The 25,203-nt window shown below is 67.0% G+C and carries 30 protein-coding genes; 11 read left to right on the top strand and 19 right to left on the bottom strand.

What is annotated here, in order from left to right:
* Nucleotides 1-306: 306 nt before the first annotated feature.
* Both EDF23_RS06605 and EDF23_RS06610 read right to left on the bottom strand, forming a co-directional pair.
* On the bottom strand, nt 307-1,182 hold the full coding sequence (locus EDF23_RS06605; RefSeq protein ID WP_165901036.1) for a DUF2510 domain-containing protein: 876 nt from the start codon (nt 1,180-1,182) through the stop codon (nt 307-309).
* A 163-nt stretch (nt 1,183-1,345) separates the two neighbouring features.
* Nucleotides 1,346-2,206, bottom strand: coding sequence for a hypothetical protein (locus EDF23_RS06610; RefSeq protein ID WP_131921204.1), 861 nt, complete (start codon nt 2,204-2,206; stop codon nt 1,346-1,348).
* Between the two features lie 161 nt (nt 2,207-2,367).
* Here EDF23_RS06610 and EDF23_RS06615 point away from each other — a divergent pair, with 161 nt between their 5' ends.
* Both EDF23_RS06615 and EDF23_RS06620 read left to right on the top strand, forming a co-directional pair.
* Nucleotides 2,368-3,051, top strand: a complete 684-nt coding sequence (locus tag EDF23_RS06615; protein ID WP_123293759.1) for a hypothetical protein — start codon at nt 2,368-2,370, stop codon at nt 3,049-3,051.
* A 141-nt stretch (nt 3,052-3,192) separates the two neighbouring features.
* Nucleotides 3,193-3,924, top strand: a complete 732-nt coding sequence (locus EDF23_RS06620; protein WP_123293758.1) for a hypothetical protein — start codon at nt 3,193-3,195, stop codon at nt 3,922-3,924.
* 153 nt (nt 3,925-4,077) lie between these two features.
* On the opposite strand, the gene EDF23_RS06625 is transcribed toward EDF23_RS06620, so the two are convergent.
* Nucleotides 4,078-4,851 carry a hypothetical protein gene (locus EDF23_RS06625; protein WP_123654322.1) on the bottom strand — a complete coding sequence of 258 codons (774 nt, stop codon included), beginning with the start codon at nt 4,849-4,851 and terminating at the stop codon, nt 4,078-4,080.
* A 513-nt stretch (nt 4,852-5,364) separates the two neighbouring features.
* Here EDF23_RS06625 and EDF23_RS06630 point away from each other — a divergent pair.
* The 7 genes from EDF23_RS06630 to EDF23_RS19150 all read left to right on the top strand — a co-directional run bounded on the left by EDF23_RS06630 (nt 5,365) and on the right by EDF23_RS19150 (nt 9,674).
* Nucleotides 5,365-5,865 carry a hypothetical protein gene (locus EDF23_RS06630; RefSeq protein WP_123293756.1) on the top strand — a complete coding sequence of 167 codons (501 nt, stop codon included), beginning with the start codon at nt 5,365-5,367 and terminating at the stop codon, nt 5,863-5,865.
* 114 nt (nt 5,866-5,979) lie between these two features.
* Complete coding sequence (locus EDF23_RS06635) at nt 5,980-6,258, top strand: hypothetical protein (RefSeq protein ID WP_123293755.1); 279 nt, start codon at nt 5,980-5,982, stop codon at nt 6,256-6,258.
* A gap of 34 nt (nt 6,259-6,292) precedes the next feature.
* Nucleotides 6,293-7,171 (top strand): antitoxin VbhA family protein, encoded by an 879-nt coding sequence (locus EDF23_RS06640; RefSeq protein ID WP_131921205.1) that lies wholly within the window; start codon nt 6,293-6,295, stop codon nt 7,169-7,171.
* Complete coding sequence (locus tag EDF23_RS06645) at nt 7,168-7,419, top strand: hypothetical protein (protein WP_131921206.1); 252 nt, start codon at nt 7,168-7,170, stop codon at nt 7,417-7,419. The genes EDF23_RS06640 and EDF23_RS06645 overlap by 4 nt, the downstream gene beginning before the upstream one ends.
* Nucleotides 7,419-8,453: a hypothetical protein gene (locus EDF23_RS06650; RefSeq protein WP_131921207.1), complete on the top strand. Its 1,035-nt coding sequence runs from the start codon at nt 7,419-7,421 to the stop codon at nt 8,451-8,453. Before EDF23_RS06645 ends, EDF23_RS06650 begins: the two co-directional genes overlap by 1 nt.
* Nucleotides 8,454-8,469: 16 nt before the next feature.
* Nucleotides 8,470-9,036 carry a hypothetical protein gene (locus tag EDF23_RS19145; RefSeq protein WP_165901037.1) on the top strand — a complete coding sequence of 189 codons (567 nt, stop codon included), beginning with the start codon at nt 8,470-8,472 and terminating at the stop codon, nt 9,034-9,036.
* A 77-nt stretch (nt 9,037-9,113) separates the two neighbouring features.
* Complete coding sequence (locus tag EDF23_RS19150) at nt 9,114-9,674, top strand: HIRAN domain-containing protein (protein WP_159573340.1); 561 nt, start codon at nt 9,114-9,116, stop codon at nt 9,672-9,674.
* Nucleotides 9,675-10,332: 658 nt separating this feature from the next.
* On the opposite strand, the gene EDF23_RS06660 is transcribed toward EDF23_RS19150, so the two are convergent.
* The 6 genes from EDF23_RS06660 to EDF23_RS06685 all read right to left on the bottom strand — a co-directional run bounded on the left by EDF23_RS06660 (nt 10,333) and on the right by EDF23_RS06685 (nt 15,948).
* On the bottom strand, nt 10,333-10,578 hold the full coding sequence (locus tag EDF23_RS06660; RefSeq protein WP_123293751.1) for a hypothetical protein: 246 nt from the start codon (nt 10,576-10,578) through the stop codon (nt 10,333-10,335).
* Nucleotides 10,579-10,891: 313 nt separating this feature from the next.
* Entirely contained in the window at nt 10,892-11,287 is a 396-nt protein-coding gene (locus EDF23_RS06665; RefSeq protein WP_123293750.1) for a low molecular weight phosphatase family protein, read from the bottom strand.
* A gap of 14 nt (nt 11,288-11,301) precedes the next feature.
* Nucleotides 11,302-12,699, bottom strand: a complete 1,398-nt coding sequence (locus EDF23_RS06670; protein ID WP_131921209.1) for an FAD-dependent oxidoreductase — start codon at nt 12,697-12,699, stop codon at nt 11,302-11,304.
* A gap of 20 nt (nt 12,700-12,719) precedes the next feature.
* Complete coding sequence (locus tag EDF23_RS06675) at nt 12,720-13,136, bottom strand: arsenate reductase ArsC (RefSeq protein WP_123937942.1); 417 nt, start codon at nt 13,134-13,136, stop codon at nt 12,720-12,722.
* A 20-nt stretch (nt 13,137-13,156) separates the two neighbouring features.
* Entirely contained in the window at nt 13,157-14,554 is a 1,398-nt protein-coding gene (locus tag EDF23_RS06680; RefSeq protein WP_123293747.1) for an arsenic transporter, read from the bottom strand.
* 5 nt (nt 14,555-14,559) lie between these two features.
* A complete protein-coding gene (locus EDF23_RS06685; RefSeq protein ID WP_131921210.1) occupies nt 14,560-15,948 on the bottom strand; it encodes an FAD-dependent oxidoreductase in 1,389 nt (462 codons plus the stop codon).
* A 116-nt stretch (nt 15,949-16,064) separates the two neighbouring features.
* Between EDF23_RS06685 and EDF23_RS06690 the strand changes: the two genes are divergently transcribed.
* Complete coding sequence (locus tag EDF23_RS06690) at nt 16,065-16,418, top strand: metalloregulator ArsR/SmtB family transcription factor (protein ID WP_131921211.1); 354 nt, start codon at nt 16,065-16,067, stop codon at nt 16,416-16,418.
* Between the two features lie 15 nt (nt 16,419-16,433).
* Here EDF23_RS06690 and EDF23_RS06695 read toward each other — a convergent pair whose 3' ends face one another.
* Entirely contained in the window at nt 16,434-16,862 is a 429-nt protein-coding gene (locus tag EDF23_RS06695; protein WP_123937946.1) for a MerR family transcriptional regulator, read from the bottom strand.
* A gap of 109 nt (nt 16,863-16,971) precedes the next feature.
* Here EDF23_RS06695 and EDF23_RS06700 point away from each other — a divergent pair, with 109 nt between their 5' ends.
* Nucleotides 16,972-17,928 (top strand): bile acid:sodium symporter, encoded by a 957-nt coding sequence (locus tag EDF23_RS06700; RefSeq protein WP_123938119.1) that lies wholly within the window; start codon nt 16,972-16,974, stop codon nt 17,926-17,928.
* A 157-nt stretch (nt 17,929-18,085) separates the two neighbouring features.
* On the opposite strand, the gene EDF23_RS06705 is transcribed toward EDF23_RS06700, so the two are convergent.
* The 9 genes from EDF23_RS06705 to EDF23_RS06745 form a co-directional block, all read right to left on the bottom strand.
* The gene (locus tag EDF23_RS06705; protein WP_123937948.1) at nt 18,086-18,820 is read right to left on the bottom strand and encodes a cytochrome c biogenesis protein CcdA; all 735 of its coding nucleotides are present in this window, start codon (nt 18,818-18,820) and stop codon (nt 18,086-18,088) included.
* Complete coding sequence (locus tag EDF23_RS06710) at nt 18,817-19,416, bottom strand: signal peptidase II (protein WP_123937950.1); 600 nt, start codon at nt 19,414-19,416, stop codon at nt 18,817-18,819. Before EDF23_RS06710 ends, EDF23_RS06705 begins: the two co-directional genes overlap by 4 nt.
* Nucleotides 19,413-20,027 carry a TlpA disulfide reductase family protein gene (locus EDF23_RS06715; protein WP_123937952.1) on the bottom strand — a complete coding sequence of 205 codons (615 nt, stop codon included), beginning with the start codon at nt 20,025-20,027 and terminating at the stop codon, nt 19,413-19,415. The genes EDF23_RS06710 and EDF23_RS06715 overlap by 4 nt, the downstream gene beginning before the upstream one ends.
* Complete coding sequence (locus EDF23_RS06720; protein ID WP_123937954.1) at nt 20,024-20,698, bottom strand: thioredoxin domain-containing protein; 675 nt, start codon at nt 20,696-20,698, stop codon at nt 20,024-20,026. Before EDF23_RS06720 ends, EDF23_RS06715 begins: the two co-directional genes overlap by 4 nt.
* 225 nt (nt 20,699-20,923) lie before the next feature.
* Nucleotides 20,924-22,150 carry a M23 family metallopeptidase gene (locus tag EDF23_RS06725; protein ID WP_243648836.1) on the bottom strand — a complete coding sequence of 409 codons (1,227 nt, stop codon included), beginning with the start codon at nt 22,148-22,150 and terminating at the stop codon, nt 20,924-20,926.
* Nucleotides 22,147-22,740: a copper resistance CopC family protein gene (locus EDF23_RS06730; RefSeq protein WP_165901039.1), complete on the bottom strand. Its 594-nt coding sequence runs from the start codon at nt 22,738-22,740 to the stop codon at nt 22,147-22,149. Before EDF23_RS06730 ends, EDF23_RS06725 begins: the two co-directional genes overlap by 4 nt.
* A gap of 13 nt (nt 22,741-22,753) precedes the next feature.
* Nucleotides 22,754-23,620 (bottom strand): M23 family metallopeptidase, encoded by an 867-nt coding sequence (locus EDF23_RS19785; protein ID WP_123937961.1) that lies wholly within the window; start codon nt 23,618-23,620, stop codon nt 22,754-22,756.
* 78 nt (nt 23,621-23,698) lie between these two features.
* Nucleotides 23,699-24,106 carry a hypothetical protein gene (locus EDF23_RS06740; protein WP_123937963.1) on the bottom strand — a complete coding sequence of 136 codons (408 nt, stop codon included), beginning with the start codon at nt 24,104-24,106 and terminating at the stop codon, nt 23,699-23,701.
* Between the two features lie 112 nt (nt 24,107-24,218).
* Nucleotides 24,219-25,184, bottom strand: a complete 966-nt coding sequence (locus tag EDF23_RS06745; RefSeq protein WP_123937965.1) for a cytochrome c oxidase assembly protein — start codon at nt 25,182-25,184, stop codon at nt 24,219-24,221.
* Nucleotides 25,185-25,203 lie beyond the last annotated feature (19 nt).

Here is a 25,203-nt window from a genome sequence, read left to right on the forward strand (position 1 = left end):
ATCAGGTGCAGAGCTTCCTAGGTGGTCACGTGCCAGTCATTGGTGGGGCGTGCAATGCCAGCACTGAGACTTGCAGGCCGAGGCACGACGTCGTGCGCGGCAGTCGACGAAATCGACAGCAGTCTTTCTTGCTTGAGAAGCGCAACATAGTTGTCCGCCAAAATGGCCCCCGCGCCGAGGGTGTAGGACGCGAAGGCCACGGTCGACGCGATGCGGAGTCGTCCATCCTCTTGACGGGCCTTGAGCGATTGGGAGTCGGGCGTACGCGCCGATAACGCTCATTGCGTCCGTTGCGTTAGACCGTTGTCAGGCGTGGAAGGTCAGCCCGGCGGCAGCGAAGTCGGGGCGGACGCCGGCTTGGTGGAAGATGTGCAGCGCGCGGTCGTTAAGCGTTCTGCTGCCGGCTCGGTCAAATCGTGCACATCGGTCCATCGCTGCCATCATCGCCGCGCCGTCCCTCTCGAGGTAGCGGATGAAGCCTCTGTAGGCGGGCGCTGTTGCTGAGTCGGCAGCTCGTGCCTGGCCGCCGTTCTCGTGCTCGTCGATCGCCGCGAGCCAGAACGCCAGCCCGTCGGGATGCGTGCCGAGCTTCCCGAGCGCGGCCTCGGGCGCTTCTCGCATGGGTCGTTCGTGCCGTACCCACGCCTGCGCTGCGCTGCGAGCGGCGTCGCCGAGCGGGGTGTGCGCGTGCCACTCACCCGATCGGTCCAGCGTGTGATGGGTCCAGGCAGATCCGTCGAAGTATCGCCGCCCGGAAGCGTTGAGCGGGTCGGTCCGCCAGCCAGGGGCACCGGTCGGTCCTTCGGGTACCGGCGTGAGTGGCTCGGCAGTGGGAGCGGGTGAGACAGGCGTCGCTGTCGGTGCCCAGCGCGCTGGCCGTTGGGCTAGCCGGAGTGCGAGCGTGTCCCAGTCGCCGAGCGTTCGCGGTGTGATTTCGAAGATGTCGAGACCTGCTCGTTTGGCTGCCCTGCGTTTCGCGGCGAAGCGAGCGTCGTAGTCGGGGTCGCCGTGTAGCCCCAGATACTCGATGATGAGGTCGCCGACGAGGAAGTCACCGCGGTAGTTCGTGCCGGGGTAGGAGGGTTCGCGGGTGTGGGCGATGCCTTGTTTGTGGAGCCAGTCGTCGATTGTTCGTTCCCCGTAGGACAGGCAGAGATGTCCGTCGTTGGCGATGGATCGCACGCCGCGGCTCATGCGTTCTGTGCCGTCGCCGAGTACGCCAGATGCTGCGAGCGCTCCATGCCAGCTGCCGAACACCTCGTTGACTGTCGAGCGATCTGGCCAGTCCCAGATGAGGCGAAGGAAGGCAAGGAGCTCCTCCGGCGATGCGCTTCTCGGGTACTTATCAAGGAACGCGTAGCCCGAGCCCCCCCTGCCGAGGGATGGCGCCGGTGACCGCGTGGTATTGCTTCATGCTCGCGACGATCTGGTCTGGCGTCAGTTCGACGCCTCTGGGTCGTTCGCCGGGGCCGATTTCGATGAAGCACTCTGGGCAGATCATTCGGGCGGCGGTCTTGTTCCGAGTTGCGTTCACTCTTCGTGCTGTCGTCTGATCCATCGGATTGAGGCACAGCGGGCAGGTGGAGACGGCCCCCGGACTGTCCGCCGTCGTGCCGCCCGAACGGCGCCCGCCCGTTATTGGCCACCAAACGGATGGCGGCAGCGAGTAGTCCCCTACGGGCGCAGGGTAGCGACGCATGTCATGACCTGCACGAGGGCCGGCGGCGATCGATACTGGCGCCGGCAAGGGAACGAACGTTGACGGATCGGCGGTTCGGAGGAGCTTCTTGAGTGCGCGAGGTGCCGGTGCCTCGACTCGAAGCTCGAGCCCGTCCTCCGTTTGCACCGCGTTGACCAGGAGATTGCAACCGACATGCGTGAGCGCCGCCGTGTACCGCTCTGCATCGTCTCCATAGATGTAGGCAACTTGTTCGTCGTCGAGCCATACCCCTACTGCCGTCGCGTCTGCAGGGTTGCCTTCTTCGGGTACCAGACGGAATTGCCCGTCCGCAAACCCCTGTTGGCGTCGCCGCCAGCTCGTGAACCAGCTCTCCCCTGTGGTCCGCAGCTTCTTGGTTGCGAGGCCCTGCACGAGGAGATCTGCTCTGAAGCGTGGTGTCCCTCCCCGCGAGTTCCGACCAGAATCCGGAGAAGGGGCCCGGTCGACATGATCCCGGCAGCTGATCACGGGCACGTCGTCGGTCACGATGAGATTTTCCTTCTCGTTATGGGGCGAGTCTTCCTCACCTGGCCATCGCATGAGGTTAGCGTCCGCGTGTGACAACGACTCGTCGAGATGACCCGACACATCTGTCGACCAGTGTCGTAGCCCGGCTGCTCGGCGTGAAACCAGACGGAGTGCGAGCCATGATCGCTGCCGGCACACTCCCGGAGCCGCAGTGGCTCAACCTCGGGCGTCGTGACGAGCGCATTTACTCGTTGGAGTGGCTTGCTTTGGCGAACGAGCACCTCAACGTGCGTCGACTCGATGGACTCGAGATCGATCACTGGCTTCGACCCGTAGATGGCTTGCAGATCGCCGTTCGCATCGATCGCCCAGAGTGGACCGCGCGGGATGCGGGGCTGACCATCCTCGCTCTCTCGAGCCTCTGGGACGCCTGCATCCGAGCCGTCGAGCCAGGCTCAAACGATGACCTGCCTGGTCTTGCGGTGCGCCGGATGTCCGCCGGCTCCCCGTTGGACCTGCTCGCATGGGTGCACGTCGGCGCAGGCGTGGCCAGCGCTGGCGGTGCGGCCTCGCTGTTCATGTATGTCCTCAAGCATCCCGAGCGCGTGAGCAGCGCGATCCCGCGGCTCGTCGCGGGGTGGCGACAGGGATGGGCGGAGGCGAGCGACGCCAAGCTTCGACTGCTGCAAAGCCGCCAGAACGTCAACCGATTCACCGAGGAAGCGCAGCACGCACTCACGGAATTGGGTTCTCACCCGCGGCAGATCACCATCGACGGTGAGGCCACCGGCAACCTCGAGATACTGGGCGCCGAGTCCGAGGCGCCACACGACTCCGACAGCGAGACCAGCGAAGAGGGCTGATGATGCCATCCTTCCGCGCGTGCCCTCCTAAGTGTGCGACGCGGACATAGCCGGGCCCGAAGTTTGAATCGCCGACCCAGTACGGGGGGCATCGGGCGAGTCGGCTTTCGATCAGCAACGCGGGTTCGGAAGAGTCGCTGCATGCGAAACGAACGACCCCGGAATCGCGATGAAATCCCCCGAGAGGATTGGGACGGCCCTGAGGAGTTCGGACACACCTGGTTCGAGCATGCGGAGGAAGTCCGCGACTACGTCGAGAAGAAGAAGCTTCTCCCACCGCATACCACCGTCTCGCGGGGGTTGAAGATCGGCGCGTGGCTCGACAAGCAGCGGCGGCTCGGCAAGGCCAGGACCGGCGAAACCTTGCATCCAGCTCGGCAGTACTACCTCGAGACATGGGTGCCCGAGTGGGAACTGTCCCCGAGCGAGCAGCTGTGGAATCGACAGGCCGAAACGCTACAGAAGTTCGTTCGCACGAACGACCGTTTTCCGCATACCCGTGAGGTAGTGGACGGATATTCCCTCGGCACGTGGCTCGTCTTCCAACGGGAGATTGATCAGAAGCGGGGCGAAGGAGCCATGCAGGTGAAGCGGGGCCAATGGCTCGACGAGCACGTGCCCGGATGGAACGTCGCGGCAACGAGAGCTACATGGTCTGAGATCGCTGACGCAGTCGCGACCTGGATGGACAGGCATGACGGACGCCGCCCGGATCGCACCGTCGTTATCTGCGGCGTCAACGCACTGCAGTGGCTGCGGTTCCAAAAGGACCGACCACGAACCACCGACCAAAGGCGATGGCTTGACGCCAACATCCCCGGCTGGAACGACAGCCACCGACGCTCCAAGAGCGTCTCTGACGGCGATCGCTGACGCGAGCGCCTCGCCCGCTGCCTTCTGAAGCGCCTCCGATACGACGAAAGCGCCGCCCACCTGTGGTGGACGGCGCTTTCGATGACCTGATGAAGCGTGCTGCTTGTTGGTGTTCCCTTCTTCCGGCGGTGACTCGCGTTCGGGAAAAGCGATTCAGCGGACAGAGCCGAGGAAACTCGACTCGGAGGTGTGGCGGGTCATGACGGCGTACTCGACCTCCCACGCGGACTGCCGACGGACCGGCGACGGGGTCTTCTCGTCCCAGCCAGCGTCGTCGTTCGACTGCTGCGGGCTGTACCGGGCTGCGGTGAGGCGGATGTTCGTCGCGTCGAAGGCCACTCGCTGGCCGGCGCGTCGCGGAACCGTCTGCACGGTGGGAGCGAAGGCTGCGTCGAACCACCGCTCGGCGGCGCGCTGGAGGGCGGTGGCGCGGTCGGAACGGTGCTTGTCGTACCCCTGGTAGTCGTACTGGCGGGTCGGTGGGAGCTGGGTGGCGTCGAGGCGGTGCGCGTATCCGCCGCAGATGGGGTCGTTCGGTGCGGGCGCCGGTGCCGGGATCGGCGCTTCGCCGTCGAGGTCGGTCTCCCCGCAGGTGCGGATGGTCACCACAGGCCACTCGGTGCAGTGCCAGCGGAGGAGCACGCTGCTGACCTGCACGTCGGCCTCCACCCGTCGACTGACGCGCAGGTCGGCCTCGCTCGTGCGCGACACCTCGACCGGTTCCGGCTCGGTCCGCACCTCGTACATGTCCTCGAACTCGCCTCGCCACTGACGGATCATCGGGCAGGTGATCTTCTGCTGGCCGCGCTGGCCGGCCCGGTGCCGTGCGATGCGGAGCTGCTGCAGCTCCAGCATGCTATGGCGGTGCGGGGTCGTGCGCGTGCAGAAGGCGATCGAGGTGACGGTGTTGTACTTGTTGGAGTTCATGGCTGGGGTCTTCCGAGTTGGGGCGGAGTGGTTCTCCGCCGATGTCAGCCCTATGCCAGAGCGCGTCCGGGAGCGGGGCTGAAATCCTGTTCGCGAGCACCAGCAGAGCCGAAAATCGGCGAAAGACCCTCGTTCGCGGGACAAAATGGCGCCGACGGGACCCGTCATGCCCCGCGAAGTGGGGTCAACGCGGCTCGCCACCGACGACGCGCCAGAAGCCATGGCGCAGCACCGCGACTCCCGCTGAAGCTCGTCAGCTTTCCTGCTGCCGGACTCAGAGCGGCCGAAACGGCTGCGAAGAACGGAGCGCTCTCGTAGCGTCCTCGACATGCTTCACGTCGCACCCCCCACCGTCTGCGTCCTGACGACGCTCCGGTACCGTCGCCGCCCGGCTGCCACCGCTGGCAAGAGCGCCGGCCGATGAGCGGAAACTCCCCCGACATGGGCTCGGGTCCCGGGAAGCGGCCAGGCCGTGCAGCCGTTCGCACCGTAGCGCGTATCCCGCTGTCGAGCATGCGCGACCAAAGTCCCCCGAACCTGCAGGAGCTCTACGCCGACGTCCGCGACGACCAAGCCCTCGTCCCTGGACTCGAGATGGGCATCGGTGCCCTCATCGTGCAGCGTTGGGACCCGACTTACGCCGCCGCGGGGTGGACGTTGTACGGAGCGGACCTCACCCTCGACATGGGCCACCCGTTCGGGTCCATGTTCTACCGCAGCGACGCCGACGGCCGCGTGCTCCGCGTCGGCGTGAAGTGGCACCCACCGGTACAGCAGCTCGAGTTCCCAGCCCTGCACCCGTCGAAGCCGGAATTCACCTCCGACTGCAGCGACGAGGAAGTTGCCGCAGTGGTGCTGGATGCCCGGAGCCGTATCGAGGTTCTTGTCGCCGCTAACGCGCAGATCGGGTCCTTCGTCGCGACGGAAGAGTCTGAGGACGCGATTCTCGAAGCGTCTGGGCTTGGCTTGGAACGGCTGGCGGAGGACGATCCGCGGCTGGCCCGCGATGTCTGACCGTCGAGCACCGCAGCCGGCGCCCTTGCGGCAGCTGCTGCTTCCGCGCAGACGCCACTTATGACCTCCGCTGGTTGCACGTCCAATGACCGACGAAGCAAACGAGAGCCGTCCGTGAGGTTGCAGTTGGTGTCTCTGACGTTGGCGTTCGACGACGTCCGGTTTTTCGGCGCCGCCATCTTCACTGACTCGAACGATCCGGATGGGCCGTGGGCGACGGTTCTGGTCGACCACTCGGACGAGGAGCCCTGGTTCCGCCTCACCACCACCGACCCGACCGGGAGCGACGTGTCGGTCGCGGCGATGGCGGAAACGGAGCGCCTGATGCGGTTCATCCTCACCGAGCAGCCGGAACGCATCGGCCGAACCCGACCCAACCCACCGGCCAGCTGACCTGCCCCGGTCCCGCTCGCCTGTTGACGATTTCTTGGAGGTACTGCTGATGATGCGTCTGGTTTCCCTACACCTCTCGAACGACCGGATCCTCTGGGGGCATGTCCTCCTCGAGGACACCGACGACCCGGCAGCGTCGATGGCGCGGATCATGATTGAACACAGCGACAAAGAGCCCGGTTACGAGCTCGTTGACCGGAACCGGCGGCATCTCACCGACCTGACCATCCCCGCAACACGCGAAGCGAACCGCATCGTCCAAACCCTGCTCATCCCCGCCTCCGAGATCGCGAAGCGGGAAAAAGCGGTCCGGGAAGTCATCCACTCCGGCTACCTCGAAGGGTTCCCGGACGACATGCCCTGGCAAGGCCAGTTGTGGATGTACGCCCGCGGTGAGATCAGCATCGACCAGCTCCAGGCCTACACCGACCAAGGCCGCCAAATCCCCCGCGCACCCGGTGCCGCTCCTGCCGACGGTGCTGACGTTCCCGAAGAGTGGTGGCAGGCCACCCAGGCACGCATTCGCCGCCACCTGCTGGAGACGACCCTCACCGAAGCGGAAGCCGCCGCCGCGCTGCAGATCAGCGTTGATGAGGTCGGTGAATTGTTCGGGTCGAACCTGCTGACCAGCTTCGACCTCGACGGTGAAGAACGCATCCCCGACTGGCAACTCGTCCAACCCGCCCTCCCCGAGTTCGGCGACCCCGCCGTGCTCCTACCGGGGCTTGACGTGCTGTTCGCGGCAGCGCCGCAGCGGCTCCTCGACGCGGCAGCGATGACCGAGTTCATGACCACACCCCGGCAGTTCCTCAGCGTCGACGACGTGCCCCTGACACCGTTGGCCTGGATGCAGCAAGGACGGCCCGTCGCCACCGTCATCGCCTTATTCCGCGGACGGCGGTGGCGCTGGTGACCACCCGACCGGAGCTGTTCCTGCTCACCGTCGCGTTCGACATGGCCGGCACCCACGGACACATGTACTTCCGCGACCCACCCGACACCGAACTCCGGCAGGTCCTCGTCAGCAGCACCGACAGCGACGGCGGCTACCGCTGCGAACCAGCACACGGTGACACCCGCGACGGATGGGAGCCGTTCCTCACCGAAGCGAGTTGGCTCATGGCGCTCATCCGCCCGGACACCCCGGACGAGCGCCGCTGATGGGACCCGCACTGCAATGGGTCGCCGACGCCTACGCGGGACGTCCGCACATCACGCTCCCGTATGGGCTTGGCGAGACCGCGGACCTCACCGACGCGCTCGCTGTCCTCAAACTCGCCGGCCTGAACGCGGTCGTCGAGTCCCACGACACGCTCCGCCTCGTAGACGGCCGCAGAGCCCGCCTCCACACCGCCACGAAGAACCCCCGCACCGAACAGCAGAAGGACTCTGAACTGATCCTGCTGGTACCGCGGGTGCTGTCACCGTCGCTGATCGCGCTCGCGGAACAGAACCCGAACGTCCTCCTCGTTGACGTCGAGCGACGGCGCCTTTGGGCGGACGGGAAGCAGCGGTTGGGTAGCTGGGATCGGTGGAAGGACGCCGCCCCGATCTACATCACATTCGCTGTGGCACGGATGCTCGCCGTGAACGGGGCCACCTTCGACGAACTTGTCGAACGTGGAGGATTCATGCCGGGGCAGGTGGATGACGCACTCGCACGACTTGGCAAACGCGTGCACAGGACCAGCATCGGATGGGAATCCCGTCAGGTCGGCGGCCTCGTGGACTTTTCGATCGCGTGCTATCCCGGGGTGGGTGGAATCCGCGCGAGATGGCGGTCAGCGTTGCCGATTCAGCATCAAGCAGAAGTTCTGATCGGTGCGGGCTGCCTGATGTCGGGCAGGTGGGCAACCGAACGCGACGCATCCCGGTTCCGGCCCGACCACGTTCCGCCGCCGTTCCGCCTCGTCGCCTACGCCCCGGCCGAGATCGACATGCCCGGACTCGGCTTCGAACCCGAAGACCACGACTACGCCGGCACCGAACTCATCATCCCCGCCGACCCCACCATCTTCCCCACCGCGAAAGCAGCCGGGTACAGCAACCACACGGACGACTTCATCACCGCCAACACACTCCTCCGCGCCGACACCCGCAACGACGACGACAACAAAGCCCTCCACGACATCCGCAACCGGCTCCAGTTCCTCGCCGACACTGTCTACGACCTCCGCTGGAATCTTCCATCGTGACCAACACCAAACCGAGATGAGAATCGACAACACGCTGGCAGCGTCACGAGCCCCCGAGCTCCTGCCCTCCCTACTGCTGGCCCCGGACGCGAACGCCGAGGAGGAGCTCTGGTACCGCGACAACGACACCCGCACCGCGTGGGAGCCGCTCAACAACCTGCCGCAGGCGAAGGACATCATCCGTGCACGCACCCCGCAGAACCCGTGGGCGGCGATCATGCGCACCTTCGACCTCGACGACGCCGGCACGTTCGGCAGCGTCAACACCTTCGAAGTCCTCGGCTGGGCAGACCGCGTGTACGTCTGCGGCGATGTCTCCAGAGTCGGGTACCAGTGGCGGTGGTCGTGCTGGCCCGTCACCGCACGACCAGACGGTGGCGCCAGGACCCGAGTCGGGCCGCGCTGGTACCAGGCCGACGTATACGAGGCGCAGGTCGTCACGGTCAACGACGCCATCGCTCAGCTCGTTCCAGCACTTCATGCGCTCCCCGAGGTCCCGAATCAGGCGCCCGGGTTCCTGTGGCTGCCGCGGGAACTCGACGTGGCGTTGAATCAACACTTGCGGACACCGATCGACGGGTAGCCGATTGGGGCAACCGGGGAGACGTGCCCTCGAGTGGGGCATTGCAGCCGAGTCGAAAGCCTCCATACGCTTCGACCGTGGCCGCCTTGCTCGTCGTCCTATGCGCATTGGTGATCGCGTACTTCGCCGTCCGCGCGCTCCGGCACCAATCGAAACGGGCTCCGCTTTCATCCACCCCGCCGGACACGACCTCGCAGCCAGCGAAGCCGAAGGTAGCGACCGGGGCGCCCGCTGCAACGCTGCAAGCGGCAGCACAAGAACGTCGGGAGCGTCACCCCGACTTCAGCGACGCCGAGGACCTCACGTCGCTGGCCGCTTCCCGGTTCCGAGTCAAGGGCACCTTCGCCTACGTGCCGGACCGGCACCGCCACTCCGTCGGCGGGCACGAGTACTGGCTCGTGCGCGAACCACGGAACCGACATGACAACAACGCCGTCGCCGTCTGGGACGCCACACGAAAAGTCGGCCACATCTCCGCAGCCAAGGCACGCCTGTTCGCACCAGAGCTTGACCGCATCGGCGCGGCAGCGTTCCGCGTTCGCGGCGAACCACCAACCGACCGGATCTCGCTCTTCGTTCACCTGCCGAACATCGCCGGCGTCCGCGGCCACCCACCCGTCAAACGGGAATCCCCCTGACCAGGGGCGCCCTGCGAACGCGATCCGCCACACTCCGTAAGGGGCCGCTTGACGGGCATCGGACTTCGCCGCATAGCTCCCCATGTGACTGACAACTCGCTTGAGAACTCGCGCTTCAACGCGGAGACCGCAGCCAAGCCCCTCACGCTGACCGGCGCCGCAGAACTCCTCGCACAGATGACCGTCGGTAGCGTCCTCGTGGTCAGCGAGACTCGCGACAACGCTCGCTTCGTCCTCCTCCGCACGGAGCACCATGGACGTCCGCACTGGTGGAGTGCCTTTCTAAACCGCCCCCTTCGTCAGCGACGCACTGTTCGACATCGCCGATCTCCTCGGACGCTCCGCCGCCCACGCGGTGCTCGTGGGGACAGGCTCTGACCGCTTGTTCGATCTACCCGACAACGCACCCGACGGTCCATACAGCTACACCGCCCGAGTACCCACCTGGCGCGGTGAGCTGCTTCTCGATCTCGGCCGCACAGCGCCAGATAGAACGGTCCTCGCCATCTACGCCGACGCGCAACCCTTCGCCGTCGTTGAACCGGGGCGAAACACGTGGAGCGTCGCCTCGGAGGGTTCGACCTCCCTGCTCACCGACGAGGCGCGGCAAGTACTTGTGGGACGTCGCTGCACGCTATTCAGCGTTTGACAGTGCGGATCAGCTCGACCGCTCCTCGGCTCGATGCCGCACCGCACTCCGCAACACCCATGCCGTCAGCTTCGTCTCGCCGCGACCCGCTTCCACCCAGACCGCATCACGAGTCATGCTTCGAGCGACCGCATCATCTCGGCGAATAAGCCTGTCCGGCAGCTGGAACCAGGCGTACACCGGCATCGGCTGCTCAAGCTCCCGCACGTCCTCGCCTCGCGCCTCTTCCTCAAGCGAGAACGGCTGCGGCGGCACCCAACGATTCGAACGACGACGACCTACGGGACGGATCGTACGAGCGAGGACTGACGCTGGCGGCCCGCCCGTATAGGGCACCCGAAATGAGATTCGATGCGGACCACCTATGTGCGACGGAGCTGCCCGGCGCCACGTAGGACGGAACGGCTCACCGCCCCGAGTCAGCGAAGTGCCCAGCCAACGACCGGCTGTCGGGACGGAGTGAACGTCACCGCACCTCGTCAGTCTGCAAACGTGGATGACCTATGGTGTGAGCAGCTTTGCTCCGTGTCGTGAGTCGGACTTCGCTCCGTGTCGGGTTGGCCGGTTGCTACGGCTGCAGGAGCTCTCGCTCGATGCGTTCCGCGACGGCGTCCCGCATCGGTCGCACGTCGTCTGGCGACCAGGAGGTCGGGTCAGGGAACGACCACTCCAGGACCGTGCCGCGTGGTTCTGCAGGCAGCTCAAGGCCGGGCTTCATAAGGACGACGATGTCCGCCTGTTCGAGTAGGTCGGGCGTCACGCGCCGGGGTATGCGTCCGGTGATGTCGAGGCCGAGCTCGTCCACGGTCGCGGCGATCGAGGGGTTCAACTCGTCGGCTGGGCTGATGCCGGCGGAGGTGGCCGTGTACCGGTCGGGTGCGGCGAGTTCGAGGAGTGCTGCGCCGAGCTGGGAGCGGCCGGCGTTGTGCTTGCAGATGAACAGGACAGTGGGCTTCGTGGTCATGGACGCAGGTTCGGTCAGTTGGTGCAGCACGAGGTGTTGCCGGTAGCCGAGTCAGGCGGAGTGCAGCAGGCAGCGTCCTCAGCTGCGGGAGTGGCAGTGGCGGCCGGGGTGGTGCAGCAGGAGCTGCCACCGATGTCGGTGGAGCAGACACCCGTTTCGGGGAGGACGAGTTCGAGCTGTCGGGCTCCGGTGTGGTCTCCGGCGAGTTCGGCGGCGATGGAGCGGACCTGCTCGTAGCCGGTGAGGAGCAGGAACGTGGGGGCTCGGCCGTAGGACTTCATCCCGGCGATGAAGAAGTTCGGCTCCGGGTGCGCAAGCTCCGCGACGCCGTGCGGGGGCACGGACCCGCAGGAGTGCAGGTTCGGGTCGATCAGTGGTGCGAGGGCGCGGGGTGCTTCGACGATGTCGTCGAGGCCGAGCCGGATTTCGCGGAGCATGTCGAGGTCGGGCCGGAACCCGGTCGCGTTCACGATGACATCGACGGTCACCGCGAAGGGCTCGCCGGCGCGACGTCCGGTGATGGTGACTTGGTCGCCGTCGGGTTGGACGTCGTCGATCTCGTACGAGGCGATCTGCTGCACTTGACCGGATTCGACGAGCCCGTGGACGGTGGACCCGAGCTGCCCGCGGGCGGCGAGGCCGTCGGCGGCGTCGGCGCCGAGCCGGGCGGTGCCGGCGTTTCGGACAGCCCACAGCACGTCGGTTCCCGGCGCGGTCTTGGCGAGGCTGGCGAGCTTGATGAGCGTGTTCGCTGCGGAGTGGCCGGCACCGACGACGAGGACCCGACGACCGGCGAACCGGGCCCGGTCGGCGCCGAGGACGTCAGGCAGTGCGTGGACGACCCGGTCGCCGAGGTCCGCGGCGGGTGCGAGGCCGGCGGCAGTGAGGGGGTTCGGGGACGTGTAGGTGCCCGAGGTGTCGACGACCGCACGCGCAGTCACGTCAGTGACGCCGTCGGCGGTGTGGAGGCGGAGCAGGAATGGGGTGTCGGCTCGGCCGGTGGAGCGGGTGCGGTCCATGCCCTGCCGGGATACCGCTTCCACGCGGGTGCCGTACTGGATCACCGGTGCGAGCTGCGGGGTCGCTGCCAGGGGTGCCAGGTACGTGTCGACGAGGTCGTGGCCAGTGGGCAACGACGCCGCTCGAGGTGCTTCCCAGCCGGTGGCTTCCAGGAGGCGCTGGGCGGCAGGGTCGATGACGTACTGCCACGGGGAGAACAGCCGCGTGTGCCCCCAAGCGCGAACGCTCGTCCCCACGGTCGGCCCAGCTTCGTAGACGACGACATCGAGGCCGCGCTCAAGGAGGTGCGCGGCGGCAGCGAGGCCGACGGGGCCGGCACCAATGATCGCGACGGGGAGTCCGGTGAGGCGGTCCGCGTCGGTCCGGGGTGGGACGGTGAGGGTGAGCGTCATGGTCTGCGGCTTCCTGGTCGTTACGCGGTTGCTTCGGCGGGCAGCAGCTCGGCGAGGAGCGTCTGGACGCGGTGCTTGATGTCGTCGCGGATGGGGCGGACGTCCTCGATGCCGCGGCCGGCGGGGTCGGTGAGTTCCCAGTCCTCGTACCGCTTCCCGGGGAAGATCGGGCAGGCGTCGCCGCATCCCATGGTGATGACGGCGTCGGAGTCGCGGACGGCGTCGGTGGTGAGGATCTTCGGCTGGTTGCCGGCGATGTCGATGCCGTCTTCGGCCATCGCCTGGATCGCGATCGGGTTGATCTGGTCCTTCGGCGCACTGCCGGCGGAGATGACCTCGACGCGGTCGCCGCCGAGGGCCTGGGCGTAGCCGGCGGCCATCTGGGAGCGTCCGGCGTTGTGGACGCAGACGAACAGGATCGTGGGCTTGTTGCTCATGGGTGTGTGTCTTTTCGGGTTCAGTGGATGAGGGTGAGCCAGCCGGCGAGGGCGGCGAGGGTGATGGCGAGGACGGGGATGGTGAGGACGATGCCGGTGCGGAAGTACTGCCCCCACCCGATGTGGATGCCCTTCTTCTCCAGCACGTGCAACCACAACAGCGTCGCGAGGGATCCGATGGGGGTGATCTTCGGGCCGAGGTCGGAGCCGATGACGTTGGCGTAGACCATCACGTCGTGCGTCAGCCCGGTCGCTCCGGCACCGCTGATGGCGAGAGCGGCGATGAGGACGGTGGGCATGTTGTTCATCAGGGACGCGAGGATCGCGATGGTGAACCCGACGCCGAGCGCGGTGACGAGGACCCCGTGGTCACCGAACACGTCGAACAGCGTCGCGAGGTGGTCGGTGAGGCCCTGGTTCTGGAGGCCGTAGACGACGAGGTACATGCCGATGGAGAACAGCACGATCTGCCACGGCGCCTCCCGGATCGTCTTCCACACCGGAATCACCCGCCCCGACGGCGCCCCTGCTCCGCCACCAGCGGCACGGACGGTGGCGGTGCCGCCGGTGGTAACGAGGACCGGTGCAGACGCAGTGCGGGCGAAGAGGAATGCAGGCTGCCGGGCGGCAACGAGCACGATCACGACGGCACCGACACCGGCGACGGCTGCGAGGGGGACGCCGAGTGGGTCGGCGGCGAAGTAGCCGACGAGCAGCAGTGCCAGGACGACCCAGCCGGCGCGGAACGTCGCTCGGTCCTTCACCGCGGCGGCGGGGTTAGTGAGGGCGAGGACGTCATACCGCTTCGGGATGCTCCTGCCGAAGTAGGCCAGCAGCATGCCGAGGGACGCCAGGACCGAGACGATGCCGACGGGGATCATGACGGCGGCGTACTCGGCGAAGCCGAGGTGGAAGTAGTCGGCGGAGACGATGTTGACCAGGTTCGACACCACAAACGGCAGACTGCCGGTGTCGGCGATGAACCCGGTGGCGAGGATGAACCCCAGCGCTGCCTTCTGCGGCATGTTCAGGGCTCGGAGCATCCCGACGACGATCGGGGTGAGGATCAACGCGGCACCGTCGTTGGCGAACACCGCGGCGATGACGGCGCCGAGGCCCACGATGAGGACGAACAGCAGCCGTCCGTTGCCGCGGCCCCAACGGGCGACGTGGAGGGCCGCCCACTCGAAGAACCCGGCCTCGTCGAGGATCAACGAGATCAGCACCACCGCGACGAACGTCAGCGTCGCGTTCCACACGATCCCGACCACTGTCGGGACGTCGGAGAGGCCAACGACAGTGGTGGCGAGGGCGACGACGGCGCCGATGAGCGCGGTGTAGCCGATCGGGAAGCCCTTGGGCTGCCAGATCACCACCACGAGCGTCGCGACGAAGATCGCCGCCGCGACCACAGCCATCACCATCAGGCGGTCACCCCGGCCTGGTTCGCCGCTGCGGCGGCGCGTTCCCAGCCCTGCGCGGCGACCTGCACGGCGTCCCACGGGGATCCGAGCGGCGGCGTGTAGGAGAGGTCGAGATCGATGACGTCGTCCACGGTGAGCTCCGCGTAAAGGGCAGTGGCGAACGTGTCGATCCGCTTGCTGATCTCCGCAGTCCGCTGACCGACGATCTGCGCACCGAGGAGCCGGCCCGTGGACTGGTCGCCGGTGACGCTGATCGTCAGCGGCACCGCACCCGGGTAGTACCGCTTGTGGTCATCCGCCACCGTCACCCGCGTCAGCGGCGACACGTCCAGTGGGCCGGTCTCGTGCTGGCGGAGGCCGGTGCGGGCGGCGACGAGGTCGAACACCTTCACCACCTGCGTCCCCACGGAACCTGCGAAGACCTTGCTACCACCGAGCATGTTCTCCCCGGCGACGCGACCCTGCTTGTGCGCCGTCGTACCGAGCGGCAACCAGGTCGTGCCGAGGAGGCGGTGGTGCGTCACGACGCAGTCACCCGCAGCCCACACATGCGGCACCCCAGTCCGCATGGACGCGTCGACGACGATCGCGCCGGCCTGACCCAGCTGCACGCCGGCAGCGACAGCGAGGTCCGTGACCGGGCGGACACCGACACAGACCACGACGAGCGCAAACGTGCCCTCCGCATCACCGGACGTCGAGCTGGTGGCGACGCGCCACTCACCGCCGGCGGTTGGTGTGATCCCGGTGACGGTGGAACCAGTCAGGACGGTCGCGCCGTGGCGGCGGACCTCGGCGGTGACAAGGGAGCCGAGTTCTGGGTCGAGGGTGGAGAGCACTTCCGGGCCGCGCTGGATCAGCGTGGTGTCGAACCCACGGGCGACGAGCCCTTCGGTCATCTCCAGGCCGATGTAGCCGGCACCGACGACCGCGACCCGGCTCCCCGCCGGCAGCAGCTCGAGGGCAGCGACGACCTGCTCGGCATCAGTCATGGAGTGCAGCAGGTGAATGCCCGGCTCCCCGAACGGGACCCCAGCCGGACGCACCGGCTCGGCGCCGGTGCCGATCAGCAGCTCGTCGTAGGAGATCTCATCCTCGCCGGCGGGACCGATGACGGTCAGCAAGCGACGGTCGACGTCGACGGCGGAAGCCCACGTGGAGGAGCGGACGGTCATACCGGCGGCCTCGAGGTCGGCGCGGGAGCGGTGCGCGAGCGACGCTTCCGTGGCGATATCCCCGGACACCCAGTACGGGATACCGCAGATCGAGAAGTTCGGGAACTCATCCGCGAGCACCACCGTCACATCCGTCGACGGGTCGAGTTCACGGGCGCGGAGCGCCGCGGCAATGCCGGCGTCACTGCCACCGACGGCGAGGAGGTGAGTCATCAGGCTGGTCCTTCAAGGATCGAGCGGGAGCCGAAAGACGGCGCGTACATCGAAGCACGTCGATATCGATGAACGCAAATATAGACGCGTGTCGAAGTCCGTGGGAGGATGAGCCCATGACGATCGAGCTGCTTCCCATCCAGGACGTCACCGCGTGCTGCTCGCCAGTCACCACCGAGCCGATGGACCAGGCGTCCGCTGAGGTCCTGGCGAAGTCGCTCAAGGCGATCGCCGACCCGGCGCGGCTCCGGCTGATCTCGATGGTCGCCGCGCACGACGGCGCCGAGGCGTGCGTGTGCGACCTGCAGGAACCGCTCGGCCTGTCCCAGCCGACCGTGTCACACCATCTCAAGGTCCTCGTCGACGCCGGGATCCTCCACCGCGAGAAGCGCGGCACCTGGGCGTACTTCTCCCTCGTGCCCGGCGCGCTCGATACCCTCGCCGGCCTCATCACCGCACCGACGCGCTAACCCTCGGCCGCGCGGTTACCTTCCGGGACGCCGGGCAGTTGCGCCGATGCCGTCGGCGATGACGCACTGCGTGCTGCAGTGCTCGTCACGGTCCGGGCATCCCGCGAAGTCCTGATCCGCTTGCGCCAACCGCCCGCGGAGCTGCTGCAGTCGGGCGATCTTGTCGTCGATCTCCTGAAGACGTCGGGCGAGGACGGGACGCATGGTGTCGCGGACGTCCGTGCAGGATCGGGTATCAACCGTGACGAGGTGCGCGGCGACGTCGACGAGGGAGAGGCCGAGCTCCTTGCTCGCCTGGATGAACCCGACCCGGTCGATCGCGGCGTCGTCGTAGTCGCGGTACCCGTTCTCGAGCCGGCGGCTGCCGATCAGGCCAAGGGACTCGTAGTACCGCAGCGTGGTCGCTGCGACACCGGTTCTGCGGCTGGCTTCCGAGATGCGCACGTCAGCAGCGTACGGCTTGACCTTCCAGCGCACTGGAACGTTTAGGGTCAACGTTCGTGCACACCCCTGATGCGGCCGGAGCGTTCCGGTGAAGCGGCTCGTCTCCGCGATGGAGGCTCACCAGATCCTGCTCTACCTGGCCGCGATCGCCATCGGCGCCGGAGCCGGACTGGTGCTGCCTGGAGCGGAGCGCCTCGAGGTCGGTATCAACCCCGTCCTCGGACTTCTGCTCTACGCGACGTTCCTCGGGGTGCCGTTCGCCGCGATCGGACGAGCGGTCCGAGACGTTCGCTTCCTCGGCACGGTGCTCGTGCTGAACTTCGTCGTCGTGCCGGTCGTGGTGTTCGCGCTGTCCCGGTTCGTTGCCGGCGACCCGCCACTGCTCTTCGGCGTGCTGCTGGTGCTGCTGACACCATGCATCGACTACGTCATCGTGTTCTCCGGCCTCGCCGGCGGTGCGTCCGCGCGGCTGCTCGCGGCGGCACCCCTGCTGATGTTGATGCAGATCCTGTTGCTCCCCGTCTACCTGCTGCTGTTCATCGGCCCCACCGGGGTCGCCGCAGTCGACATCGGACCGTTCGTCGAAGCGTTCCTCGTCCTGATCGTCTTGCCGCTGGCCGCAGCCGCGGCGACGCAGGCACTCGCGAAGCGGACGCGTTTCGGCCAACGTGTTGAGGGGCTGATGCAGGGCCTGATGGTGCCCCTCATGATGGCGACCCTGTTCGTTGTCGTCGCTTCACAGGCGGGCGCCGTCGCCGAGAACGTCACCCGGCTCATCGTGCTGGTACCCATCTACGGGACGTTCCTGGCGGTGATGGCCGCACTCGGGACGATCGCCGGCAGAATCGCCAGGCTCGACGTCCCCAGCCGGCGCGCGCTGGTGTTCAGCGGTGCCACGCGGAACTCCCTGGTCGTCCTCCCGCTCGCACTCGCACTCCCACCCGACCTCGGCCTCGCACCGGTCGTCGTGGTGACGCAGACCCTCGTCGAGCTCGTCGGCATGATCATCTACGTACGGCTGGTACCTTGGCTCGTTCCAGCCAGAGTCGGGCCAATGACCACTTGATGCTGGGTCCTGCAGCGGTCGACCACCATTTCGTCAGCGCGGACGAGGCGGCTTCGGCGACGGTGTGCGCGGGGCACCATAGAGGCGACGAGCGACGAGCGACGTGTGGTCGGCGGGTCACTGCGAGATCCACGAGCTGGGTGGGGAGTTCCGGGGGTTACAGGACAACTGTTGTGTTCGCGATCATGCCTTGCAGGATGGACATGATGAGGGTCCAGACCCCGGTCAGCATGGCGATCCCGGTGGCGATGAGGATGCATCCGCCGAGGAGATTGATCGCCCGGATGTGGGTCCGTAGGAACGTCACGGTTCGGCTGGCCCATCCGAAGCCGGCAGCGACGATGATGAAGGGAATGCCGAGGCCGAGGCCGAGGCAGTAGGCCAAGCCGAGGGCTGCGCCGCGGAGTCCTGTACCGGAGTCGAGGCTGAGAGCGGTGATGGTCGCGAGGGTGGGACCAAAGCAGGGCGTCCAGCCCAATCCGAACGTTGCGCCTAGGAGTGGTGCTCCGAGGAGACCGGGTCGCGGTCTCCATGATGTTCGGACGGTCCGTTGGAGTGGACGGAAGAGCCCGATGAACGCGGCTCCCATAATGATGACGATGAGCCCCAGGATGCGGATGATGACGTCCTGCCATCGGAACAGCCACGCGCCAGCGGTGCCGAATGCTGCACCGTAGGCGACGAACACCAGTCCGAACCCGACGACGAAGAGTGCGGCTCCGCCGAGAGTGCGTCGCGTTGTGACCGTGGACGCGGAGCCACTGACGAAGCCCAGGTACCCCGGCACCAGCGGAAGAACGCATGGGGACGCGAACGAAATGAGCCCGGCGAGCATGGCAATCGGAACGGCAGCCAGCATCTGCCCACTGAAGACTGTCTCCTGCAACGTCATCGAGGCTCCTGGTTTCGGGGCTCGGTGGGGTAGTCGGAGGCGCCGGGAGGGCCGTCTTTGCCGTTTTGGGATCGGGGGTTCGGGGACCGAGAGAAGGTGACCGCGAGGATGACGACGCCGACGAGGATGGCGATGTCCGCAACGTTGCCGATCGCGATGTCGGCGTAGTTGATCATGTCGACGACGGCACCTTCGCCGATGTTCTGCCCGCGGGTGAGCCGGTCGCTGAGGTTGCTGGCTGCGCCACCGATCAGACAGCCGACACCGACAGCGATGATGAGTCGGAGGCCGGTCGCCGCCCACACCAGCAGGCTGGCTATCACGAGTGCTGCGAGGACGGAGAGTATCCAGGTTCGTCCTTCTGCGAGAGAGAACGCCGCTCCACGGTTGAACGCAAGTTGCAAGCCGACGAGGTCACCGAGGACGGGGAGGGTCCGGTGCGGGTCGAGGTGCCAGAGCGCCCACAGCTTGGTCTGCTGATCCACGGCCGCGACGAGGACTGCGACCCCGATGACCGTCGCGAGGGAGCGCCCGCGCTGAGAACCTGGGCTGCGGTCGGCGTCGGTCTGGTGACCTGGCGGGGGGTTGTTCCTCACGCTCGGGTGAGTTCGTCTTCGATGAGTGTGGCGAGGGTTCCCGGCCCGCCGATAGCTCCGAGGATCCGCACGGCGACCCTGCCTCGCACGTCGAGAACGATCGTGGTGGGGACAGCGTTTGGCGCCACGTCGCCGGAGAGCGCGAGTTGCATGCGACCGGTGTCGTTGTCGAGGATCGACGGGTACGTCACGTTGAAGCGGCGTTCGAAGGCTTCCGCTGTGCCCTGCGCGTCGCGGACGTTGACGCCGATGAACTGTACGTCTCGGCTTGCGAAGCGCTCCGCGACCTTGTTGAGGTGCTTCGCCTCAGCGCGGCAGGGCGGGCAGGAGGCGTACCAGAAGTTGAGAACGACGACCTGCCCGCGGAGCTCCTCGCTGTTCAGCTGCGTGCCGTCCATCGCGGTCTCGTCAAACTGTACCGGAGCGCTCCGGTTGGACGTTGGCACCTGCGTCACGGTGCCGTCGCCGGAGACGTAGTTCTTCGTTTCGCCGCCGCGGTACTGCGAGCTCAGCGTGCCGTTCTGCCCGCCAGCGCATCCCGCCAGCAGCATCACCGCCATGATCGCCGCCGTTGCGGGCGCGGCTCGTCGCCAAGATGGCCGGCGGGTCATCGACTTTCCTGCACAGCGGCGTCCACTGCGGTCTGCAGGTCAGCGTAGGTCTGCAGGGGAACCACTTCGCCGTTGATGAAGAACGTGGGTGTGCTGTTCACGCCCAGTGTCGTTCCGAGATTGACGTCTCGTTGAATGCGCTCGAGCACAGTCTTGCTGGTGACGTCGCGGTCGTAGCGGCTCATGTTCAGGCCGAGGTCTTTGGCGTAGCCGCGGAATCGTTCGGCCTGAGAGTCGGTGCCTCGCTCGCCCCACTCCTTTTGCGTCTCGTACATGCGCTGGTACATGCCCTCAACCTTGTTCTGCTGGGCGGCAGCCTCGACGGCGGCGGCAGCGGTGCGGGAGTTGCCATGGCCGGGGAGGGGGAAGTACCGGAACCCGAAGGTGACGTCACCTTCGTACTTCTTGCGGAGGTCCTCGACGTAGGGGTAGAACGCCGCGCATGCTTCGCATTCGAAGTCGAGGAATTCGACAACGGTGACGGAGCCCTTGCCAGGGGGCCCGAGGACCCGTGTTGGCGTGACGGCACCGGTTGGGCTCGAGGACGCCGCTGTTGCTGCGGTCGGCGCGGAGGGAACGTAGGCGCGGATGACGAAGACGGCGATGACGATCAGGACGAGTGCGCCGGCGATGAGGCCGGAAACGACACCGATGCGGGTGCTACGAGTCATGAGGTCCCTTTGCTGGGTTGGGAGCGGGGGCGCCGCGTCGAGCGGAACGTGCGAGCAGGAGAACGGTGGCGTGTCCGATGAGGGCGAGCCCGAAGCAGACCGCGCCAATGACGTAGATGCCGCCGGGCCCTGGGCCGTCGCGGAGCAGCATCACGCCGCACACTGCAACGGTGATCGTCAGGACAACGACTTGCACGGCGGACCACGTCGCCCGAATGGGCCCCATCACGCCCCCTTGCCATTGAGGAACGGGGTTGGTGGGATCGCGGTACCGCCCTGACGCACCTCGAAGTGCAGGTGACAGCCAGTGGAGAGTCCGGCATTGCCGACTTCCGCGATTTTCTGTCCGGCGCTGACACGCTGCCCGACAGCAACTTGCACCCCGGCAGGGAACATGTGCGCGTAGTTGGTGGTGACGCCGCCGCCGTGGTCAACCGTGATGAGGTTCCCGTAGCCGCCGTACGGGCCGGCGTAGGTGACGGTGCCGGCGGATGCGGCGTAGAGGCCGGTGCCGCATGCGGCTCCGAAGTCGTCGCCTGCGTGGAGGCGGTAGTAGCCCAGTACGGGGTGCAGCCGGTTGCCGTACGCCTGGTACGAGCGGTACGACGTGATTGGCATCGTCCAACCGGATGCGGAAACCGCGCCGGGGTTCGACGGGGTCTGTGGACGGTTCTGCGCGGCTTGTGCTGCAGCAGCCGCCGCGGCGGCTCGTGCAGCTGCAGCGCGGCGCCGCTCCGCCTCCGTGTATGCCGCCTCCGTGCTCAGCGTCCGGTTGCGCAGCACCGCGAGCTGGTCGTTGAGTTCCCGCTGGCGGCTGCGCTGGGTGGCCTCCGCAGCGGCGGCTTCTGCAGCGGCCGTTGACGCTGCGGTGAAGGCGCCGGCAGCGGTGTTCCGGAGCTGGTCCCGCTTCCGTTTCGCTGCCTTCGCTTGCTTACTCAACGCCGTCGCGGTCCCAGCCTTGGTCGCGGCGTCTCGGAGCGTGGTGTTCATGGTGTCGGTGACTTTGGACGCCGTGCCCAGACGAGAGAGGAGATCGTCAGTGTCCGCCGTGATACTCACCGTGAGATCGCGTCCTGCCGACCGGGAGAGATACGCCGACCAGGACGCGATCTGCTCCTCCGCGCCGGCGGCGTCCGCTCGTGCATCATCGGCCTGCGCGGTGAGCGTGTCGAAGCGGCCCGCCGCAGCGTCTGCGGCATCCTGAGCGACTTGCAGCTCCCGTCCGCGAGCATCAGCGGCCGCCTTGGCCGTCACGGTCGTGTCCTCGAGTTCCGTGACGAGCGCTGCGATCTGCTCGGCCTGCCGGGAGGCGGCCGCCTCATCGCCTCGAGCGCGGAGCACGTCCGCCCAGCTCGGTGCCGGTGCCGTTGCCGCCGCCGCGGGTACTGCAGGCAGCGCAGCGATGACGATCGCGATGATGGTCGCCGCGGCGACCGTGGTGCGCCGCATCATTCGGGAGCCTTTGGACGGCGGCGGGTGATGAGCAGGATCCCGACGACCGCGAGGACGAACAGCCCGGTCAGACCGCCAAGGGCCCAGATCGCCGGACTGGTGTCCCTCCCTCCGCCCTGCGCTGCGGCCGTTGCTCGTGCGGTCGGAGAGGCGCTTGTCGGTGTTGCCGATGGCGTAGTGGCCCGTGCCGTCGGTGTGGCAGATGCGGTGCTGCCGGTGGAGGTGAACTGGTAGCCACCGGAGATCGGGTGCCCATCAACCGAGACGCTCCGCCAGGCAAGGTTGTACGTGCCGGGGGCGGTGACATTGACGGATTTGGTGAGGGTGCTGCCGTCGACTTCCAATGTGCCCGTGGTGACTTCGGCGCCGTTGGGTCCGGTGACGCTGATCACTAGTCCGGATTCCAGCCCCGCCAAGGGCTGCTCGGAGAACGTCAGGGTGACCGTGTCGAGGTCGCCGCTGATGGTGGTGTCTGCGGCGGGCGTTGCTGATGAAAGTGCGTCGTGCGCACTTGCCGGGGCAGCAATGGTCAGTGCTGTGGCGAGCACGGTTGCCGGGATGAAGATTGCGATGAGGGTGCGAAGTCGCACGGGTGCCTTCCTGTTAGAAGTTGCGGCCGGCGTTGCTGCGCAGCCACGCTGCCGGGTCGATGGGAGTGGCGCCGCCCTGATGCACCTCGAGGTGCAGGTGCGCGCCGGTACTCCGGCCAGAAGATCCGACAAGCCCGACTCGAGCGCCAGCGGCGACGCGTTGCCCCGTCCGGAGCGGGGATGAACCGATGATCATGTGGGCGTACAGGGTAGATACGAGCTGCCCGCCGACCTGGTGGTCGATGATCACGTACTGCCCGAACTCAGAGTGCATGCCGGAGACGCGGACCACGCCCGCGGCGACCGCACCGATGGGAGTTCCAGCTCCGGGGGTGAGGTCGAGGCCCTGATGCGCTGTCGAGCAGGTGGCGCATGGCGCGATGCGATATCCGAAGCCGGAGCTCTGCGGCACCGGACCGGGGAACGGCCAGCGAACATCGCCCCCGCCGGTGACGGCGCCCACCTCACCGGCCGCGGTAGCCGGTGCGCTGCCGACCACTGTTGGGGTGCTGACGGTGAAGGAGTCGCGTTGGGCAGTTGGGTCCAATGCGGCGGCTGCTACCTGGAGGCTCTGCCCGCTCACACCGGGGGTGAGGGCTGTCGCCGGCGCGGCCACGGACGCCGTTGCCGGCCCGGGCAGTGCGGCAGTTGCGAAGAGCACGACGGCTGCTGCCGCACTGGTCAACACCAGCTGCGAGGAGACAGCCCTCCTCGGGCGAGCGGGGGAGGGCGCGCCGGCGATGGGTCGCGGACGGGGAAGTGGCCGGTGTTGGAGCTGCCGAGGGGTGCGTGCTCGCTGGGCGTGGCGTTCAGCGTCGAGGGCTGCGCGTCGCGTGAGGGGAGTTGGGGAATCGGGTACGAGGGCGGTCTGGTTCGTCACAGGTCTGCAGGAAGGCTTCCGTTAAGCGGGCAGGACGCTTTTGACGTCCCCGCGTTGCGGGGTCGTCCGGAAGGAGAATCAGACGCGTGCGATCGACAGGACCGTCAGCGAGACCGCTGTCTGGTCGTGCCGGATGAGCCGCGGCCGCAGTCTGGCGAGGACCCGGGACAAGGAGAACAACGGCCGGCGGAGGTCGTGCGCGAGCAGTGCCAGGACGAGGCCGGCACTCATCACCAACGCCGCCAGCCCCAACAATGCGCAGAAGATTCCACTGACGCCCTCATGCTGGTCCACGTGGGCGGTACCGGAGGTGCCCTGTTCCAGTTCGGACACGGTAGATGCGCCAGTGAGGCTCGCCACCGGGTCGTCCGTGTGCGCGGCCAGGTTTTGCAACGTCATCGCACCGAGCAACAACAGAACGGCTGCGATCACCGCGGTGGCAGCACGAAGCAGCCGGAGCGGGAGGAGGTGGCGAAGTGTCGTCATGATGAGGATGGCCCGATCGGTGCGGCCGCATCCATTGTGCAGGACGCTGTCAAGGGGTACAGGTGAGTTCGCTGGGTGTGTCCGGGGTGCCTGAGCATGCGGTGCCGGTGGGTCATCCGTGCTGCTCGTGGGGTGAGGTTGTTCGTCCTTGCAGCCGTGCGAGGTGCGCGTTGTAGGCCTCGAGGTCCGGGTCACCATCGCGATCGATCTCACGGTCCCGCTCTCGACTCTTCCGGGATTCGTGGCGGAACCAGCTGGTCATCAGGATCAGCACTAGGGCGAGTGAGGGTGCTTCCCCATACGACCACGCAAGGCCGCCCGCGAACGCTTGGTCGCCGACTGCGGTGATGCCCCAGGAGGCAGGAATGTTGGTGAACGCGGGTACGAGTGGCACGGTCGCCATCATCAGGATCACTCCGAAGAAGGCGTGCAGCGGCATCTCCAGGAACGCATCCAGGAGTCGGCCGAGGTGCCCTTGTCGGCGTGGCAGTGGGTCGGTTGGGATCAGCGGGGCGGTGAAGAGCACTCCAGCGGCGAGGAATGCGAGCTCGAGGCCGACATGTCCGGCCCACGTCTGGAGGAGGGCGTCCGCGGCGCTGGTGAGGTAGAGGCCGTAGAAGGTGATGAGGAACAGCGGGATCATGAACCCGGGATGCAGCAAGAACCGGCCGAGCCGTGACCGCAGCCCGAACACCGCCGTCTGCAACACCAGCCGACCGGGACCTCGATGCGGTGTTGCTCGGAGGAGCAACGTGCCCGGTGCGCCGAGGACAAGCAGTAGCGGAACCGTCATCATCAGTGTGAGCTGCTGGAACATGAACGCGGAGAACAGTACGAAGCCGTACCCCTCGATGCCGGCACCCATCGTGACGGCAAGCAGTCCGCATCCGGTCAGGAACAGCACGCCACGCCACACCGGCCACGTTCGGCGTTGCAGTCGTAAGCGTAGCCATCCGGTCACGTACCCAGCAGCGAGCAGCACCGCGATGACAGGGATCACGGGCACGGGCTGCAACGTCGGTGCGAGCAACGCAGCGACAGTCGGCGGTGCGGTCGGTATCCACGCCAACGGTTCCATGCCACCCGACGGTAGACAC

The sequence above is a fragment of the Curtobacterium sp. PhB128 genome (genome assembly GCF_004340725.1).
Lineage (GTDB): Bacteria > Actinomycetota > Actinomycetes > Actinomycetales > Microbacteriaceae > Curtobacterium.

Excerpts from the sequence above, each read along its gene's own strand:
- EDF23_RS06705 (WP_123937948.1), bottom strand. The coding sequence starts at position 18,820 with ATGACGTTGCAGGAGACAGTCTTCAGTGGGCAGATGCTGGCTGCCGTT.
- EDF23_RS06625 (WP_123654322.1), bottom strand. The coding sequence starts at position 4,851 with ATGAACTCCAACAAGTACAACACCGTCACCTCGATCGCCTTCTGCACG.
- EDF23_RS06725 (WP_243648836.1), bottom strand. The coding sequence starts at position 22,150 with ATGATGCGGCGCACCACGGTCGCCGCGGCGACCATCATCGCGATCGTC.
- EDF23_RS06740 (WP_123937963.1), bottom strand. The coding sequence starts at position 24,106 with ATGACGACACTTCGCCACCTCCTCCCGCTCCGGCTGCTTCGTGCTGCC.
- EDF23_RS06700 (WP_123938119.1), top strand. The coding sequence starts at position 16,972 with ATGGAGGCTCACCAGATCCTGCTCTACCTGGCCGCGATCGCCATCGGC.
- EDF23_RS06690 (WP_131921211.1), top strand. The coding sequence starts at position 16,065 with ATGACGATCGAGCTGCTTCCCATCCAGGACGTCACCGCGTGCTGCTCG.
- EDF23_RS06620 (WP_123293758.1), top strand. The coding sequence starts at position 3,193 with ATGCGAAACGAACGACCCCGGAATCGCGATGAAATCCCCCGAGAGGAT.
- EDF23_RS06715 (WP_123937952.1), bottom strand. The coding sequence starts at position 20,027 with ATGACCCGCCGGCCATCTTGGCGACGAGCCGCGCCCGCAACGGCGGCG.
- EDF23_RS19145 (WP_165901037.1), top strand. The coding sequence starts at position 8,470 with ATGAGAATCGACAACACGCTGGCAGCGTCACGAGCCCCCGAGCTCCTG.
- EDF23_RS06685 (WP_131921210.1), bottom strand. The coding sequence starts at position 15,948 with ATGACTCACCTCCTCGCCGTCGGTGGCAGTGACGCCGGCATTGCCGCG.
- EDF23_RS06720 (WP_123937954.1), bottom strand. The coding sequence starts at position 20,698 with ATGACTCGTAGCACCCGCATCGGTGTCGTTTCCGGCCTCATCGCCGGC.
- EDF23_RS06745 (WP_123937965.1), bottom strand. The coding sequence starts at position 25,184 with ATGGAACCGTTGGCGTGGATACCGACCGCACCGCCGACTGTCGCTGCG.
- EDF23_RS06650 (WP_131921207.1), top strand. The coding sequence starts at position 7,419 with ATGGGACCCGCACTGCAATGGGTCGCCGACGCCTACGCGGGACGTCCG.
- EDF23_RS06670 (WP_131921209.1), bottom strand. The coding sequence starts at position 12,699 with ATGACGCTCACCCTCACCGTCCCACCCCGGACCGACGCGGACCGCCTC.
- EDF23_RS06675 (WP_123937942.1), bottom strand. The coding sequence starts at position 13,136 with ATGAGCAACAAGCCCACGATCCTGTTCGTCTGCGTCCACAACGCCGGA.
- EDF23_RS06615 (WP_123293759.1), top strand. The coding sequence starts at position 2,368 with ATGATCGCTGCCGGCACACTCCCGGAGCCGCAGTGGCTCAACCTCGGG.
- EDF23_RS06630 (WP_123293756.1), top strand. The coding sequence starts at position 5,365 with ATGCGCGACCAAAGTCCCCCGAACCTGCAGGAGCTCTACGCCGACGTC.
- EDF23_RS06680 (WP_123293747.1), bottom strand. The coding sequence starts at position 14,554 with ATGGCTGTGGTCGCGGCGGCGATCTTCGTCGCGACGCTCGTGGTGGTG.
- EDF23_RS06665 (WP_123293750.1), bottom strand. The coding sequence starts at position 11,287 with ATGACCACGAAGCCCACTGTCCTGTTCATCTGCAAGCACAACGCCGGC.